The 16,255-nt window shown below is 37.2% G+C and carries 25 protein-coding genes; 22 read left to right on the top strand and 3 right to left on the bottom strand.

Annotated elements, in window-relative coordinates:
• Window positions 1–149 precede the first annotated feature (149 nt).
• From CWR48_RS04140 to CWR48_RS04150, 3 genes are all read right to left on the bottom strand, one after another.
• Window positions 150–1,244, bottom strand: coding sequence for a tyrosine-type recombinase/integrase (locus tag CWR48_RS04140; RefSeq protein WP_115771787.1), 1,095 nt, complete (start codon window positions 1,242–1,244; stop codon window positions 150–152).
• Window positions 1,245–1,437: 193 nt separating this feature from the next.
• Entirely contained in the window at window positions 1,438–1,671 is a 234-nt protein-coding gene (locus CWR48_RS04145; RefSeq protein WP_245976720.1) for a helix-turn-helix domain-containing protein, read from the bottom strand.
• Window positions 1,672–1,803: 132 nt separating this feature from the next.
• Complete coding sequence (locus tag CWR48_RS04150) at window positions 1,804–2,211, bottom strand: helix-turn-helix domain-containing protein (RefSeq protein ID WP_115771788.1); 408 nt, start codon at window positions 2,209–2,211, stop codon at window positions 1,804–1,806.
• Window positions 2,212–2,395: 184 nt separating this feature from the next.
• Here CWR48_RS04150 and CWR48_RS04155 point away from each other — a divergent pair, with 184 nt between their 5' ends.
• From CWR48_RS04155 to CWR48_RS04255, 22 genes are all read left to right on the top strand, one after another.
• Window positions 2,396–2,644: a helix-turn-helix transcriptional regulator gene (locus tag CWR48_RS04155; RefSeq protein WP_115771789.1), complete on the top strand. Its 249-nt coding sequence runs from the start codon at window positions 2,396–2,398 to the stop codon at window positions 2,642–2,644.
• Window positions 2,625–2,942 carry a DUF771 domain-containing protein gene (locus CWR48_RS04160; protein ID WP_115771790.1) on the top strand — a complete coding sequence of 106 codons (318 nt, stop codon included), beginning with the start codon at window positions 2,625–2,627 and terminating at the stop codon, window positions 2,940–2,942. The genes CWR48_RS04155 and CWR48_RS04160 overlap by 20 nt, the downstream gene beginning before the upstream one ends.
• Before the next feature lie 16 nt (window positions 2,943–2,958).
• On the top strand, window positions 2,959–3,228 hold the full coding sequence (locus CWR48_RS04165) for a hypothetical protein (protein ID WP_115771791.1): 270 nt from the start codon (window positions 2,959–2,961) through the stop codon (window positions 3,226–3,228).
• Between the two features lie 103 nt (window positions 3,229–3,331).
• Entirely contained in the window at window positions 3,332–3,508 is a 177-nt protein-coding gene (locus tag CWR48_RS20310) for a hypothetical protein (RefSeq protein ID WP_170140694.1), read from the top strand.
• 75 nt (window positions 3,509–3,583) lie between these two features.
• Window positions 3,584–4,009, top strand: a complete 426-nt coding sequence (locus CWR48_RS04170) for a replication terminator protein (protein WP_115771792.1) — start codon at window positions 3,584–3,586, stop codon at window positions 4,007–4,009.
• A gap of 5 nt (window positions 4,010–4,014) precedes the next feature.
• The gene (locus tag CWR48_RS04175) at window positions 4,015–4,767 is read left to right on the top strand and encodes a hypothetical protein (RefSeq protein WP_170140695.1); all 753 of its coding nucleotides are present in this window, start codon (window positions 4,015–4,017) and stop codon (window positions 4,765–4,767) included.
• 12 nt (window positions 4,768–4,779) lie between these two features.
• Window positions 4,780–6,105 carry an AAA family ATPase gene (locus tag CWR48_RS04180; protein ID WP_115771793.1) on the top strand — a complete coding sequence of 442 codons (1,326 nt, stop codon included), beginning with the start codon at window positions 4,780–4,782 and terminating at the stop codon, window positions 6,103–6,105.
• Window positions 6,105–7,247, top strand: coding sequence for an ATP-binding protein (locus tag CWR48_RS04185; RefSeq protein ID WP_115771794.1), 1,143 nt, complete (start codon window positions 6,105–6,107; stop codon window positions 7,245–7,247). Before CWR48_RS04180 ends, CWR48_RS04185 begins: the two co-directional genes overlap by 1 nt.
• A gap of 64 nt (window positions 7,248–7,311) precedes the next feature.
• Window positions 7,312–7,887, top strand: a complete 576-nt coding sequence (locus CWR48_RS04190; RefSeq protein ID WP_115771795.1) for a hypothetical protein — start codon at window positions 7,312–7,314, stop codon at window positions 7,885–7,887.
• A 9-nt stretch (window positions 7,888–7,896) separates the two neighbouring features.
• On the top strand, window positions 7,897–9,474 hold the full coding sequence (locus CWR48_RS04195) for a DEAD/DEAH box helicase (protein WP_115771796.1): 1,578 nt from the start codon (window positions 7,897–7,899) through the stop codon (window positions 9,472–9,474).
• 5 nt (window positions 9,475–9,479) lie between these two features.
• Window positions 9,480–9,653 (top strand): hypothetical protein, encoded by a 174-nt coding sequence (locus CWR48_RS20315; protein ID WP_170140696.1) that lies wholly within the window; start codon window positions 9,480–9,482, stop codon window positions 9,651–9,653.
• Between the two features lie 277 nt (window positions 9,654–9,930).
• Entirely contained in the window at window positions 9,931–10,062 is a 132-nt protein-coding gene (locus CWR48_RS20980) for a hypothetical protein (RefSeq protein WP_281270240.1), read from the top strand.
• Window positions 10,055–10,387 carry a hypothetical protein gene (locus CWR48_RS04205; RefSeq protein ID WP_115771798.1) on the top strand — a complete coding sequence of 111 codons (333 nt, stop codon included), beginning with the start codon at window positions 10,055–10,057 and terminating at the stop codon, window positions 10,385–10,387. The genes CWR48_RS20980 and CWR48_RS04205 overlap by 8 nt, the downstream gene beginning before the upstream one ends.
• Window positions 10,384–10,683 carry a hypothetical protein gene (locus CWR48_RS04210; protein WP_115771799.1) on the top strand — a complete coding sequence of 100 codons (300 nt, stop codon included), beginning with the start codon at window positions 10,384–10,386 and terminating at the stop codon, window positions 10,681–10,683. The genes CWR48_RS04205 and CWR48_RS04210 overlap by 4 nt, the downstream gene beginning before the upstream one ends.
• Window positions 10,673–12,931 (top strand): AAA family ATPase, encoded by a 2,259-nt coding sequence (locus CWR48_RS04215; RefSeq protein ID WP_115771800.1) that lies wholly within the window; start codon window positions 10,673–10,675, stop codon window positions 12,929–12,931. The genes CWR48_RS04210 and CWR48_RS04215 overlap by 11 nt, the downstream gene beginning before the upstream one ends.
• 311 nt (window positions 12,932–13,242) lie before the next feature.
• Window positions 13,243–13,476, top strand: coding sequence for a hypothetical protein (locus CWR48_RS04225; RefSeq protein ID WP_211316698.1), 234 nt, complete (start codon window positions 13,243–13,245; stop codon window positions 13,474–13,476).
• Window positions 13,476–13,781 carry a MazG-like family protein gene (locus CWR48_RS04230; RefSeq protein ID WP_115771802.1) on the top strand — a complete coding sequence of 102 codons (306 nt, stop codon included), beginning with the start codon at window positions 13,476–13,478 and terminating at the stop codon, window positions 13,779–13,781. The genes CWR48_RS04225 and CWR48_RS04230 overlap by 1 nt, the downstream gene beginning before the upstream one ends.
• Complete coding sequence (locus CWR48_RS04235; RefSeq protein WP_115771803.1) at window positions 13,778–14,173, top strand: RusA family crossover junction endodeoxyribonuclease; 396 nt, start codon at window positions 13,778–13,780, stop codon at window positions 14,171–14,173. The genes CWR48_RS04230 and CWR48_RS04235 overlap by 4 nt, the downstream gene beginning before the upstream one ends.
• Before the next feature lie 4 nt (window positions 14,174–14,177).
• Complete coding sequence (locus tag CWR48_RS04240; protein WP_115771804.1) at window positions 14,178–14,402, top strand: hypothetical protein; 225 nt, start codon at window positions 14,178–14,180, stop codon at window positions 14,400–14,402.
• Window positions 14,403–14,555: 153 nt separating this feature from the next.
• On the top strand, window positions 14,556–14,996 hold the full coding sequence (locus CWR48_RS04245) for a transcriptional regulator (RefSeq protein ID WP_115771805.1): 441 nt from the start codon (window positions 14,556–14,558) through the stop codon (window positions 14,994–14,996).
• Window positions 14,997–15,212: 216 nt separating this feature from the next.
• Complete coding sequence (locus CWR48_RS04250; protein ID WP_115771806.1) at window positions 15,213–15,779, top strand: DUF5067 domain-containing protein; 567 nt, start codon at window positions 15,213–15,215, stop codon at window positions 15,777–15,779.
• 45 nt (window positions 15,780–15,824) lie between these two features.
• A complete protein-coding gene (locus CWR48_RS04255) occupies window positions 15,825–16,226 on the top strand; it encodes an HNH endonuclease (protein ID WP_115771807.1) in 402 nt (133 codons plus the stop codon).
• The last annotated feature ends 29 nt before the right edge of the window (window positions 16,227–16,255 follow it).

Consider the following 16,255-nt stretch of genomic DNA (forward strand, 5'->3'; position numbering starts at 1 on the left):
CTGCCTGGGACGTCGTCAAGTTAGAACTGGTAAGAAAGAGTGAAACGGGAAACACTGTTAAACGTTGATTTTAAAGCGTTTGGCAGTGTTTTTTATTTTGGTCGGTTGTAATGAATTTGAACACTTTTTCAAACCATTTTACACATTTTTTACACATACATCTTTTCAAATACGTTTGTAGTCATTTCTTCATCACGTTGCCTTAACTCTTTCAAGACATGCGAATAAGTATTCATTGTAGTTTCAATATCGCCATGACCTAACCGTTCCGATACATAATATGGTGTAGCTCCTTCATATAATAAAACACTTGCGTGAGTGTGTCTTAATCCGTGTACTGTAATGGTATCTATTTTTAATTCATCCAACATTCCTTTTAAAACTTTATTTACCACATTATTAGTTATAACTTTATATTTTGAGTGGGGGCTATAAAACACAAGCCTGTGTATATTATCTGGAGTAGTGTCAAATAATTTACTGAATTTTTTCATTGTCTTTGGATCCATTTTAATAACACGGATTGATTGTTCGTTTTTAGTTGGCCCAAATCCTTCATGCATCTTATTGGTATATCCCCAAGTTTTTGTAATGCTTATTGTATTATTAAAAAAGTTAAAGTCTTTCCTGGTCAATCCCACCATTTCAGCAAATCTCATTCCGGATGTGAGGGCGAGTAATAATAAGTAATATGTTGGTGTACGATCTAATCGTTCTGTCGTTAATTTTAGTAGCTGTTTGCTTTCGGCGTATTCCAAGTACTTGTCCTGTGCTTTTTTTCCTGGCTTACCAGTTATAACCGCACCTCGTGTAAAATCTACTCTTATTAATCCTTCATCAATACTGTCCTTTACACAAGCTCTGATATGAGTGTTTAATTTCCTTGTTGTATCTTTTGCGTGGCTTAGTCCATATTCGTTTAAAAAAGCTTGATAGGATTGTTTATTAATATTTTGAATGGGAATACCGCCTAGTTTATCTTTAACCGTTTCTAACGTATTTTTATAGCGTTCCATGGTATTCAATCCGATGTCACCTTTATATAGTTTCAGCCAGTTTTCAAAATACTCATCAAAGGGTTGTGGCTTTAAATTAGGAACAACACCTTTTCGTAATTCAGCTTCCACTTCAGCTGCAGCCACCTGAGCTTCTTTTTTAGTCTTAAACCCACCTTTACGTAAAGGCTTTGGTTTTGCACTGACAACGTATTGCCAGGTCTTACCTCTTTTTGTAAAACTAGCCATATATAATTACCTCCTAAATATTTTTATTAAAATGTAGAACAACCGTTCTATTTATGTTATACTACGATTAAATAATTTTCAAATAAATTGTTACTATTTTACCAATTTATGTTTATGGTACCGATAAAGAGGTAATTGAATTATAATATAATTAAGCTGTTCGGCTGAATTATGTCGGTGAGTAGATGTTAATCTACTCGTTATTACCTACTTCAATCCATTCGTAAAGATCTTCCACGTGACATTTTAAAATGAATGCGATATTTCCAGCAACTTCAATTGACATCTTTTGCCTATTCCTTACATATTTATTGATTTGCTGAACGGTTATCCCCATTCTATTCGCTAATTCTTGTTGAGTCATATGTGCATCTTTCAAACGGTTTTGAAGCAGGCATCTACCGACTTTTAAAGCCAGAACAGACACCCTCTCTATTTAATTTTTTAATTATTCATAAAAAAAAGGCGGCGATGATATGACAGATGAAATTATACAACTGTTCGTTAAATATGTTGAAACTCTAAGCTGTGGTACTTCAACTAGCTCAGATAAAAAAGATTAATCTCTATTGGTTTTATCGTAATAATCAACTGTAAATCTAATGCTTTCAATAAACTTTTCCCTTTCAGCATCATCCATGGAAAGGGTTTTTTCTATTAACTTTTGAAAGAATCTCATATCTTTAGCTTCTAAATTTTCTTTTCTCAAATCTTTAATTTTGTCTAAATAATCTACACCATCATTTTCTATAGGTGGAAAAAAATCATCGGCTTTAACTTCTAAAATATCTGCAATAATAAATAGAGTATCTGAATCTGGTGAAATAGTTCCTCTTTCATATGCAGAAATAGTATTATTTTTGACTCCCAATTTATTACCCAACTCTTCTTGAGTTACTTTTTTCTTGTTTCTATATTCTTTTATTTTCCCTCCTATATATAGTCTTAATTCCTTTTCACTCATCATCTACTTATTCTCCCTTTCTTCTTTATTATAATTACAATCATAGTTCTCTATTTATAATGCAATGTCAATAGAAAATGCAATAAATAAATACATTTTTGCATTTTTAATGCATTTTCTATTGACATTGCATCAATAATGCATTATTCTTGGTTTATCGACAAATTGAAAGGAGGTTCGACAAAATATGCAATGGCTTTTAATTCGTCTACGTAAGGAAAAGGAACTAACACAAAAGCAGATGGCGAGGAAGATGAATCTAAATATAACAACCTATGTAAACAAAGAAAATGGAAAATCTCCATTTAAGTCGGATGAAATGTTTTTCTTGCGAGACTTCTTTGGAAAACCGATAGAAGAAATTTTTTTACCTACAAACTGCATTAATAATGCAATTACAGAAAAGAGTGATGATAATGCAGCAATTAACCGTTAACGTTTCAATTCCAATTCCTGACGATAAGGTCATTATCTCTAAAGTTGAACTAGAAGAATTAAAGCAAGAGCAATTGATTGGTGTCTATTGGAACATGAAAGATTTGCAAAAAAGAATCAACAAGAGTGATCGCTGGATTAAAGATAACATTCTGTATCTACCAAAGTTTAAAAGAATACTAGATACAGAGAATGGTGGATTTGTTTATTACCCAAAAAATCAAGGGCAAACTTGGAGCTTCCAGGCGAATAGAATGGCAGAGTTCTTGGATAAAAACTTCAGTCGGATATTTCAATAGAAGGGAGCAGAACAGAATGACTGACTTGTCAATGTTCTTAGATGCTGATCAAGAGGAAGCTGAAAAGTTATTAGATGCTTGTAAGTATAATCTGTCGAATGCAAAAGCGCTGATAAAGCAAGGGGAATTTTTAAAAGCTTCTATTTACCATCGTAATGTTGCAAATTATCAAGAGCAATTGCAGCAATTAAAAAACAGCAAAAATCAAGTTGATCTAGCGTTAGAACAGATTCGTGGTAAGTATGAGCAAGATGAACTGTTAAGACGTTTGGGTGCGATTCAGTGAATAAGTTAGATTATGTCGATTGGTTTTATCTAGTCGCTTTTGGACTTACATTAGCTTTTATATATTACGGTTTGGTAACTGCCTAAAAGGAGGTGAGAAATAAGTGTACGTAATAGCGGTTGCTGAAGATGGTCATATCTACTGGATGCACGGCAAGATTTATACTAGCCCAGGAATTGCCCATCGATCATTATTAACTTTACTCAAAAACGATTCAACGCCAAAAGATGCGAGATTGTATGAAGTAACAAGTTGGGCACTTAAAGATATTGACGAATAAAAAAGACCACTTTGCAGAGTGGCCCGTTAGGAATGTATGTATTAACAGTATATCACGAGAGGGGAAATTTGAAAAATGGCACAAAAAAATATTGATCTACCATTATCAAATCTAGCAAATGGCGCTATTCAAGAAAAGCTAGATTACGAGCTAAAGAAAGTATTTGACAATATTCATGATAAAAACACGAAAGCACAGGACAAGCGTGCTATCACAATAAAGTTGGAATTTAAACCAGATGAAAACCGTCAAACGGTATCCGTTACGAGTGATTTTACCACTAAGTTAGCAAACGTAGAAGGTGTAACCACAACTGTTCTTACTGGAAGGGATTTGAACACTGGAAGCATTGCAGCGAAGGAACTTAAATCTAATGTTCCTGGTCAAACATACTTCGATGATGATTCAACACAAAAAACAGATGTAGGCGAGCCAATCGATGTGGTGGAACAAGAAATGCAAAGAAAAAATGTTATTAATCTACAAAAAGGGAGAGGTTGATTTAAATGTTAAAAGAAGCCATTAAGTATATTACGCAATTGGGAATTACTCCGAAGGATAGAATTGTCGAAGCAAGGGATGCACATGGACAACCTCGGACATTAGTTATAGATAACGAAGGGAATTTCGGTGAAGTTAGACCAATAATTGATCGTGCTAAACAAGTATTAGAAATTAATACGTTAACTGGATTGGTGAACTATATTCATGCCAATTTAGAACGAATTGATTGTAACTTTTTCTTGCAAGTGAATGATGAAAAAACTGTTTCCTTAAAAGGAACTCTTGAATCTGATGGTGGACGTGAAAATTTAGTAGTTGCCAATGCAATTACTCCAAGCTTTTCATATGGACGTTTCCATGATGCAGAAGAACTTATCATTGCTTTTCAATCTAAATTTACCAAGACAGAAGATCGCGATTTGCTATTAAAAGTAATAGGTAATGTGAAGGAAGAAAACGTACGTAAAACAGGAGATACCGGAATATCTCAAGCAGTAACAATCAAGACTGGCATCGCTTCAGCTGATGATGTCCTAGTCCCAAATCCTGTCACATTAGCACCTTATCGCACATTCCTAGAAGTAGATCAACCAGCAAGTGATTTCATTTTCCGAATGAAGGATGGTCCAACTGGGGCAATCTTTGAAGCTGATGGTGGAGCTTGGAGAAATGAAGCAATTGAAAATGTACGTGATTATTTAGTTGCAGAGTTAGAAACAGAAATTGAAGCTGGAAGAATTACCATAATTGCTTAGGGGGATTCAGTAATGATTAAAATTAACAAGCTTGAAATAGAAAATGTGAAGCGCGTCAAAGCAGTAAAAATTGAGCCTACTGCAAATGGACTGACTGTAATCGGTGGTGGTAATGGTCAAGGGAAAACAAGCACATTAGATGCTATCGCTTGGGCATTAGGAGGTAACAAGTATAAACCCAGCCAGGCAACTCGTGATGGCAGTGTCGTGCCACCTTATATAAACATTAAACTTTCAAATGGCTTAGTTGTTGAACGTAAAGGTAAGAATAGCGAGTTAAAAGTTATTGATCCGAACGGAGAAAAGGCAGGGCAGCAATTATTAAATAGTTTCGTTGAAGAATTTGCCATCGATTTACCTAAGTTTATGAATTCAACTAGTAAAGAAAAAGCTAACATTTTACTTCGTATTATTGGGGTAGGGGACAAGCTTCATGAATTGGAAACGAAGGAGCAAGATGTTTACAATCAACGTCGCACGATTGGTCAGATTGCAGACCAAAAAGCGAAATATGCAAAAGAACAGGCTTACTTCCCAGATGCACCAAAAGAGCCTATATCTGCATCGGATTTGATTAATCAGCAACAGGCTATTCTTGCTAAGAATGGTGAGAATCAACGCAAGCGTCAACAGCTTACACAAATTCAAGCGCTCTATGCTAGTCAAGGACAGGAAATTCAAAGACTTGAAGCACAGCTTAATCAAGCAAAGACTGCATATGCGAAAACAGGCGAGGATTTAGCAATTGCTCAGAAAGATACGCTTGATTTAATGGATGAATCAACGGACGCACTAGAAGCTAATATCCAGCAGATTGACGAGATTAATAGAAAAGTCCGTGCCAATCTCGATAAGGATAAAGCTGAAACAGATGCTCATGATTATAGAGCACAATATGACAAGTTAACAACAGCAATTGAAGATACGCGTAAACAGAAGAATGAATTACTTGATAATGCGGATTTACCATTAGAAGGATTATCCGTTGCAGATGGAGATTTAATTTTCAACGGTCAAAAATGGGACAACATGTCTGGTGCAGATCAATTAAAAGTTTCTACTGCTATTGTCCGTAAATTGAAGCCAGACTGTGGATTTATCCTACTAGACAAATTGGAACAAATGGATTTAGAAACATTAGAAGAGTTTGGGAGATGGTTAGAGCAAGAAGGATTACAGGCTATTGCTACTCGTGTAAGTACAGGCGAAGAATGCTCAATTATTATCGAAGATGGCTATGTTGCCGGACAGGAGCAAGTACATGTATCTGTACAACAAGCACCACAGCAACTACAACAAACTCCTGAAACAAAAACATGGAAAGCTGGTGAATTTTAATGAATATCACGAAAGGTAAAGTTGCTAAAGCTCAAAAGGTTATTTTGTACGGACCAGAAGGAATTGGTAAATCGTCATTTGCTGCACAATTTCCGGAACCACTTTTTATAGATACAGAAGGTAGTACAGGGAATATGGACGTTGCAAGACTTGATAAGCCCACTAGCTGGACGTTTTTACATCAACAGATTGATTTCGTAAAACAAAATCGTCCTTGCAAAACTCTTGTTATTGACACGATTGATTGGGCAGAGAGATTGGCTATTGATTTCGTGACTAGCAGAGCTAACAAAGATAGTATCACAAGCTTTGGATACGGAGAGGGATTCATTCAACTAGAAGAGGAATTCGGCAAATTTTTAAATAGATTATCTGATTTAGTTGAAATAGGAATAAATGTGGTTTTAACTGCTCATGCAAAAATTACGAAATTTGAGCAACCGGACGAGATGGGGGCTTATGATCGATGGGAATTAAAACTAGGTAATAAAACAACAGCTAAAACTGCAGCTTTAACAAAAGAATGGGGAGATATGGTCCTATTCATGAATTATAAAACGTTCAGCGTTTCTACTGATGACAAAGGTAAAAAGCATAAGGGTCAAGGTGGCGTGCGTACAATCTACTCTAATCATCATCCGGCTTGGGATGCGAAGAATCGTCACAGCTTACCAGATGAATTCCCAATGGATTATGCAAATATCGCTCATATTTTTAATGAACCAGCTCTTAATAATGTTCAGGAAACATGGTCAACACAACAGCCTACACAAAATTCAGTACAACAAGCACCACAGCAACAAGATCAATCTTTAATAGATTTCAACAAGTTAAAGCAAGATATGCAAAATAAAAAGCAGGCACAAGTACAACAGCCGGAACCGGCAGCGCAACAAGCACCGGCACCTGTAGAAAGTAATGTTCAATTAAATCCTGCAATACCACAGTCTTTGAGAGATTTAATGATTCCGAACAATGTCACGGAAACGGAAATTCAAGCCGTTGTTAGTCAAAAGGGATACTACCCACAGGATACCCCTATCACAAATTATGATCCAAGCTTTATCGATGGTGTATTAGTGGGGGCATGGCAACAAGTTTACGGCATGATTGAAGATTTCAGAAAGAGTCTACCTTTCTAATAATCTTAATATAACTATACGCATCAATTGGACAAGTTAGAACAAACAATTAGGAGGAATAATGATGAGTCAAGACATAGAACGCGAATTAGGTTGGGATGATGAAATAGAAAAGGAAGGTGGCGGTTTTATACTGCTACCTCCTGGCGATTACAATTTCACAGTAGCAAAATTTGAACGTGGTCGATTTGCAGGGAGCGCTAAAATGCCAGCTTGTAATCAGGCAAAATTGGAATTGACAATTCATAGCCAAGAACATGGTGATGTAACTGTATTCCACAACTTAATGTTGCACACCAAAACAGAAGGTTTCTTATCAAACTTCTTTACTGGAATTGGACAGAAGAAACCAGGGGAAAAGTTACGTATGAACTGGAATTTAGTAACCGGAGCAAAGGGTAGATGTAAGATCGTTGAAAATAAGTATATTTCCAACGGTGAAGAACGAGTAAACAATCAGGTAGATACATTTTATCCATATGAGGATTATTTGAAACTAGCTGGTGGTAATCAGCAACAATCACCACAAGGGTATCAACAACCAGCACCACAACAGACACAACAATATCAAGCGCCATTTCCAACGCAACAACCGCAACAACCGCAACAACAAGGCGGATTCACACCAGGGCAATTTTAGGAGGTAACTATGAAACTTAGAGACTATCAACAGTTAGCGAGAGAATCAATCCAGCAACAATGGGACGAGGGCGTTAAAAAAACGCTCCTTGTTCTACCAACAGGCACAGGAAAAACAATCGTATTTTCAAAAGTTATTGAAGATAGAGTGAAAAAGGGCGAGCGTGTTCTCGTCCTTGCCCATCGGGGTGAATTGCTAGATCAAGCAGCAGATAAATTGGAAAAGTCAACAGGGTTAAAAACTGCAACGGAAAAAGCTGAACAAACTTCAATCGGTAGTTGGTATCGGGTTGTGGTAGGTAGTGTTCAAACGCTTCAACGCGAAAAGCGATTAGAAAAATTCAAAAAGGATTTCTTCGATACAATCATTATCGACGAAGCCCACCATTGCATATCGGATGGATATCAGCGTGTTTTAAATTACTTTGATGCAAAGGTATTAGGAGTAACAGCTACACCAGACAGAGGTGATATGCGTAATCTTGGTTCATACTTTGAAAGCCTTGCATTCGAATATACGTTGCCTAAAGCAATAAAGGAAGGTTATCTAGCACCAATTAAAGCATTGACAATTCCACTAAAGCTAGACCTTTCAGCAGTTGGCCAACAAGCGGGCGATTTTAAAACAAGTGATTTAGGTAGTGCATTGGATCCATACCTTGAATCCATTGCAGATGAAATGTGGAAGGTAGCCAAAGATAGAAAGATTGTAGTTTTCCTTCCATTAGTTAAGACAAGTCAAAAGTTTACGGAAATCTTAAATCAAAAGGGATTTAGGGCTGCAGAGGTAAATGGAGAATCCAAAGACCGAGCAGAGATATTGGAAGATTTCGAGAATGATAAATACAACGTACTTTGTAACTCCATGCTTCTCACAGAAGGTTGGGATTGTCCATCGGTAGATTGTGTGGTCGTATTACGTCCGACAAAAGTACGTTCACTTTATAGCCAAATGATTGGGCGCGGTACCCGACTGTTTGAAGGTAAAACTGAATTATTGTTATTAGACTTCTTATGGCATACAGAACGTCATGAACTTTGCCATCCAGCGCATTTAATTGCAGAGAACGATGAAGTAGCCCAAGCGATGACTAAGAAAATTGAGGAAGCTGGGATACCACTTGATTTGGAAGTTGTCGAACAATCAGCCACAGAGGATGTAGTAGCACAACGTGAGGAAGCTTTAGCTCAACTACTAGCCGATATGAAAAAGCGCAAACGTAAGCTAGTGGATCCGTTGCAATTTGAAATGAGTATCCAAGCTGAAGACCTTTCAAGCTATGTTCCATCATTCGGCTGGGAAATGGGACCACCTAGCGAGAAACAGGTCAAGACGTTAGAAAAACAGGGGATCATGCCAGATGAAATCGATAACGCTGGGAAAGCTACCAAACTATTAGAACGATTGGATAGAAGACGTATGGAAGGATTAACAACACCGAAGCAAATTCGCTTTTTAGAACAACGTGGTTTTGAGCATGTGGGTAAATGGCCATTCGATAACGCCAAAAAAATGATTGATCGTATTGCTGCTAATGGTTGGAGAATTCCTCAAGGTGTGAATCCGAAAGAATATAGCGGGGAGTGATTTTGTTGAAAACCACAGATGCACATGCAGAATATAAAAAGGCATACGTCATCGAACAACTAGAAGAACTACGATGCTATGACAATGACGGACTGGAATACAAGGAATTAGTAAGGAAATTAGCAGTAGCTAGGGCTTTGAATGTGGAAGTAGGTAATCCAGAAAGTAGTTGGTTCTAGTGCATCCTATTGAGTACGACAACGAGGGAAGGATAAACTATAACCCGGATTTTCACTTTGCTCATGGCAAGCTATGGACCGAAGAAGAATTGGAGTATCTTTGTAAATTTATCGATTACGATGGTGCACGAGCTATGCAATATTCTTTGGGTAAAACCGAAAAGACGATACGTGCAAAAACAAATGATCTACGAAAAAACGGCAAGTTTTGGTATTACAAGAATTTGAATCGGCATTGGTGAGGATTTTAAACAACTCCAATATAGGAGGTTATCCCGTGAAACATAGAGCAGGATATTATTTATTGTTCAGACGTGAAGGTGAGCATAAGGTGTGGGTTTATGAAAAGCTACAAAAGCATGAGATTAAGGCACGGTTGAGAAAAGGATGGAGGGTTTGGAATGAGTGAACGGTTGGAAGAAATAAAAAGAGGTTTATCTCATGATATTGGAATAGGCAATGAATTTCCAATAAGTCTATCTTTCAGGGATTTTAAATGGCTTATCCAACAAGCAGAACGTGTGGAGGAATTGGAAAAAGAGAAAAATGAATTAGCTGATTTAAATCAAATGTTAGTTGATTTAAATGGAGTAATGCCGAATGAACCTGATCTTTATATCCAATTAAAAAAGCAAAACCAACGCTATAGACAGGCTTTAGAAAGCATAAGAAAAGGCGGTCCTATGAACTTCCCAGAAATAGCACGCAAAGTGCTGGAAGGAGAAAACAAATGAATAAAAAACATCTTAGTCGTTCTATTGATTCTTTCGCAGATGTTGCTACAAGTCAGGAAGAAAAAGGCATAGTTAAATATGGAAAGCCTCTTGATCCACTTGATAAATATGATTGGCTACAGATGGCAAAGGAAGAGCTTGTAGACGGTTTTAAATATTTAGAAGCCGAACATGTGAAACGGCAGCAAATCGTTATAAGGATTCGGAAGCTCGTTGTTTTAATGCATCATCAATTTGCAAAGGCTGAAATTAACGCTCTCTTAGATGAATTGGAAGGAACAAATTATGGAAAATAAAATGGACTTGCTATCTTTACTAGAATATGTGGATCCTTCCTATCTTGATTACCAGGAATGGCTAAACGTAGGGATGGCATTAAAGCAAGAAGGATATACAGCTTCAGATTGGGAAGATTGGAGCCGTCGGGATGGTCAACGTTACCATCCTGGCGAATGTTTCAAGAAATGGACAACCTTTGAGGGTAGTGGCATTACAGGAGCAACCATCACACAGATGGCGAAGGATAACGGTTGGGAGCCACGTATCCAAAGGGATGACAGAGAACTTGATTGGAACGATGAAATAGCTGCTGGAAACGATGATTATGTTGTTATCGATAAGAACTGGATTGAAGGTATGGAAATTAGCGAGCCAACTAATTGGAATCCAGTTGCAGAGCTTACGAGATATTTAGAAACATTATTCGATTCAACTGAAAACGTGGGATACGTGACTGAGACGTATACGATTGTTGATGATAAAACAGGCGAAATCGTCCATAAACCGACAAAGGGAGCTTGGGACAGGACAGCTGGGCAATTGATTGAGCAATTAAATCAATGTAACGGTGATATTGGGGCAGTATTTGGTGATTACAAACCAGAAGCTGGGGCATGGATTCGTTTCAATCCATTAGATGGTAAAGGTATTAAAAACGATAATGTAACCGAATTTCGTTATGCCTTAGTTGAATCAGACAATATGGATCTAGAAAAGCAGAATGCCATTTTACGAGAACTGGAATTACCGATAGCTGCACTTGTTTATAGTGGAAAAAGAAGTATCCATGCCATTGTAAAAGTGGATGCAGATAACTATGACGAATATCGAAAACGTGTCGATTATTTATATAACGTTTGTAAAAAGAATGGATTAAATATCGATAAGCAAAATAGAAATCCTTCTCGTTTATCCAGGATGCCAGGTATTGAAAGAAATGGCAAGAAACAGTTCATAATCGATACAAACATTGGAAAGCCGAACTGGGAAGAATGGCATGAGTGGATTGAGGGCGTGAATGATGATCTACCGGATCCCGAAAGCTTAACTGATTACTGGGACCATATGCCAGAACTAGCACCACCATTAATTGAAGGAGTTTTAAGGCAGGGTCATAAATTGTTAATGGCCGGTCCATCTAAAGCTGGTAAATCATTCGCTTTAATTGGATTATCCATAGCTATAGCAGAAGCTAAGAAATGGCTTGGTTGGCAATGCACACAGGGAAAAGTCCTGTACGTAAACTTAGAACTTGATAGGGCTAGTGCTTTGCATCGTTTTAAAGATGTATACAGCGCTTTAGGATTGCAGCCAAATAACATTGACAATATCGACATATGGAACCTTAGAGGTAAAACCGTTCCGATGGACAAGCTTGCTCCTAAATTAATCAGAAGAGCACAGAAAAAGAATTACATTGCTGTCATCATTGACCCTATTTATAAAGTGCTTACTGGCGATGAAAACAGCGCTGATCAGATGGCTCACTTCACCAATCAATTCGATAAGATTGCTACTGAATTGGGTTCAAGCGTTATCTATTGTCACCATCACTCTAAAGGTACACAAGGTGGTAAGAAGTCGATGGATAGAGCTTCTGGTTCGGGAGTGTTCGCACGTGACCCGGATGCTTTGATTGACTTAGTGGAACTAGAGCTTACGGAAGATTTAATTAAGCAGCAAGAAGGTAATGCTGCAGCTACTATATACGCAAATGCGATAAAACAAGCTAACTTCAACTACTTTGATGAGCATGTAGGATTAGATGACCAACAGAGTGTATCTCAGATGAATACACATGCTAAAAACATCTTAGATGCTAACACCTTAGCACATGTAGAGTCAGAGATTAATAAGGCAGTAGATAGCATTCGTAATCGTTCAGCATGGCGTGTAGAGGGCACATTACGTGAATACGCTAAGTTTCCACCAGTGAATATGTGGTTCGAGTATCCAATTCATAAAATTGATGATATAGGAATCTTAAAAGATATTGATCCAGAAGGCGATTCACCACCATGGAAAAAGAATTTCACCAAGAAAAAGAGTCCTGAAGATAGGAAGCAAGAACAGAAGGAATCTTTAGAAATGGCATACGAATCTTGCACAATTGATGAGGTTGTTACCCTGGATGCATTAGCCGATTTTATGGGAGTAACAGAAAAAACGGTTAGAAATCGAATCAAATCACATGGTGGTTTTTGGATTAATAACGGTGAAGTTGGAAGAATCCCAGATAAAAAAGGAAAGGAAAAAGTCGAGTAATTTTCCTTTCTTTCAAATAGTGAAATTGGGAAAAATATCGAGAATTTCCTTTCTTCATTTAGGGAAAAAGTCGAAGGTTTTCCCTTCCTTTCAAAAAGGGAAAAAGTCGATACTTTCTCGAGAATTTCAGAGGGAAGGGAAAACCCTATTATAAATAATAACAATTTCCTTTCCCTCCCTGTCGGTCATAGAGAAAAAAGTGGTGGGCTTAAGCTACGCCCGCCACACACTTTTCTCTTTTCCATGACAATGCAAAATTTCAAAAAAATAAAACGAAACGATTACGATTTATAGAAAGGAGAAATTTAAAATTGAAAAGTAAAAAAAGAAATCCGAAATTAATGGTTGCTACAAATATGCCGCCTTTATATCACAAGTTACCAGGTGAGAAATATAGCCGTAATAACAGTGAAGTTTTAAAGTGGTTGTCAGAAAGACCTGGACTAATAGAATATATTTTTGATCAAGCATCAAATGCAAAAGAAATTTACTATAATCCAGCTACTGGTAGATGGCAAGGTGCCGATTGGGAGGATGAAGATTGATGATAGATAACTTAACAGAAAAAATTGAACGATGGGCAATTATTAGAGAACTAGATAGAGCGAAGCCAGAAAAGCAAATGTTAAAACTCGTTGAAGAAATTGGCGAACTAGCTCAAGGATTAGCCAAAGGAAATATGGATCAGGTAGTTGATGGGATAGGCGATACTTTTGTTGTTCTTAAAGTTTTATCTATGCAGTTAGGTTTAGATTTTGAGGAATGCATTGAAACAGCCTACGAAGAAATTCGAGATCGTAAAGGAAAAATGATAAATGGTGTGTTCGTGAAAGAAGCTGATTTGGAATGACTGAATTCTTTATGCCAATGAAAAACCCACCAACGACTACGCATCAGCAAAAGCAAGTGACAGTCGTTAAGGGTAAGCCAATCTTTTATGAACCAGAAGATTTAAAGGCTGCACGTGCGAAGTTAACGGCTCACCTGGGCAAGCACGTTCCGGAGAAAAGATACAATAATCCGATTCGTGTCTTTGTAAAATGGTGCTTCCCGATTACAGCTAGTCACTCGAATGGAGAATACAAATATACGAAACCAGATATCGATAACAGTCAAAAGCTATTATTCGATTGCATGACTGATCTTGGATATTGGAAAGACGATTCACTAGTTGTCAGTTTGATAGCTGAAAAGTTTTGGGCAGAGTTACCAGGTATTTATATCAAAATCGAAGAGGTGTAAGCCTATGGATTATCAAGCCTTTTACACCGAAGTGGTGAATTGGATAAATCAAGTAAATCAACTAGCTACAAAGTATGGGGGAATGGAAAGCAATGACTTCTGGACCTGGGTAACAATGTCAACCGGAGAATTATGTGAGAAATACAATAACAATCCGATTGTGATAAAACAAATGGTCATGCTTCATGAGTGGCTTGAAGAAGTTTATTTCGGAAGTAAAAAGAGTTAGGGGGGATGAGCTTGGGAAAACATTTGGACCGCATGGATCGTGAACAGATGATATTTCAGATAATGGTTAACACTATATATACCGAACAGGCTTTAGAGAGACTCTCGGATGATAAATTGATTGAGTTGTATAAAGTGAAAGTGGAGGGTTACTATGACAACAGCAATTAAACCAACTAAGATTACATTCAAAAAGACAGAATCTGAATGGTATAACTACTATCACACTTTGAAAGAGATTGCTAGATTACGGGAAGAGATTATGAATCCGTTTGATGAAGAAATAAACGATCCGACAGTTGTATCTGGAGCTAATTCAGTTCGGAACATTAGCGATCCTACTTCAAAGATGGCTACGCGATTAATGACAAGTAAACAGGCAAGTTATCTTTCAGAGATTGTGGAAGCTATCGAACAGGTATACAATGCTTTGCCTGATAACTATAAAGAATTGGTGAGGATTAGATACTGGAGTAAAAACAGAAAACAAACTTGGGTAGGTATTTCGAGAGAATTAAAAGTAAGTGAAAGACAAGCAATGAGATGGAGAGATGAAATAATCCAAGCAACGATTGAAGTTTTGGGATGGAGATAAATTGAAATGTCACTATGATGTCAGTTTTGACCTCCAAAAATGGTTTATTATGGTAGTATGGATATGCAATACCACAAGATATTTGCCAGTTCACCGTGGAAAGTGGACTGGCTCTTTTATTTAATTGCATAATATTACCAAGTCTAGGAAAATAGTCTTGCAATCCTTTGCTGTATATAAGATAATAGATTCATTATATACATATGGAGGATGGAAATGAAGAAAATATCGATTTTATTATTGTCATTACTTATCGTTTTAGTTTTAGCTGCATGTGGTGATGGTGAAGAAACTTCTACTGGTAGTGAGGATTCTCCAAGTGAATCAAACAATGAATCTGTAGAGCCAGCAGAAGAAGCAAACACCGATGATGTTTATTTTAAGGACAATGAGGCTATGATTAATGATTTAAAAATCAAGATTGCAGAAACTAAAGTTATACCAGCAGGAGAACAAGGTAATGAATATGGTGACAAACCAGTATTCGCAATTTGGTATGAAACAACAAATCTTACAGATAAAGATATTGATCCAAGCACAGCTTGGTTTGCAGTATTTACTGCAATTCAAGATAATGATCCTAACGCAATAAATGAATTAGAAGTTGGATCATTACCAGATGAAAGTCATTTAGATTCACAGTTAGAAACAATTAAAAAAGATGGTACAGTCGAGAGCTCTATCGCTTATGAATTGGATGATTTGGAAACTCCTGTAACCCTAGTAGCAACACAAGGGCTTATGGGTGAAGAGTTAGGTAGAGCTGATTACGAAATAAAATAATATTAAGAAGTAGGCATCTCGTTATGAGGTGTCTTTTTTAATGGGGTGATATACATCAGATTAGATAAAAAAGGAGCCCACCGCGCTAACTATGAACGTAACAAGAAGCGTATCTTTGCTACACAGAACACCTGTGGTATATGTGGACATCCGGTAGACTTCTCACTTAAGACACCACATCCAATGAGTGCAACCATCGACCATATCATTCCAGTAGCAAAGAACGGACATCCATCTGACATAGAAAACTTACAACTTGCTCACTGGACTTGTAATAGACAGAAGTCAGACAAGGTATTCAAGCAAGGTCATGAGACGAAGCAACAAGTAATTGGCAATAGAAATTTACCTCAAAGTATAGATTGGATGAATTACAACAGTAATCAATTGCAAGAAAAAGAAGGGAATAAAAAGACAGTAATAAAGATTCGAAGGAGAATTAAATAGGGGGGGCATACCACCCTCCCACTCGCTCT

The sequence above is a fragment of the Oceanobacillus arenosus genome (assembly GCF_003369575.1).
In the GTDB taxonomy this organism is placed as follows: domain Bacteria; phylum Bacillota; class Bacilli; order Bacillales; family Amphibacillaceae; genus Oceanobacillus; species Oceanobacillus arenosus.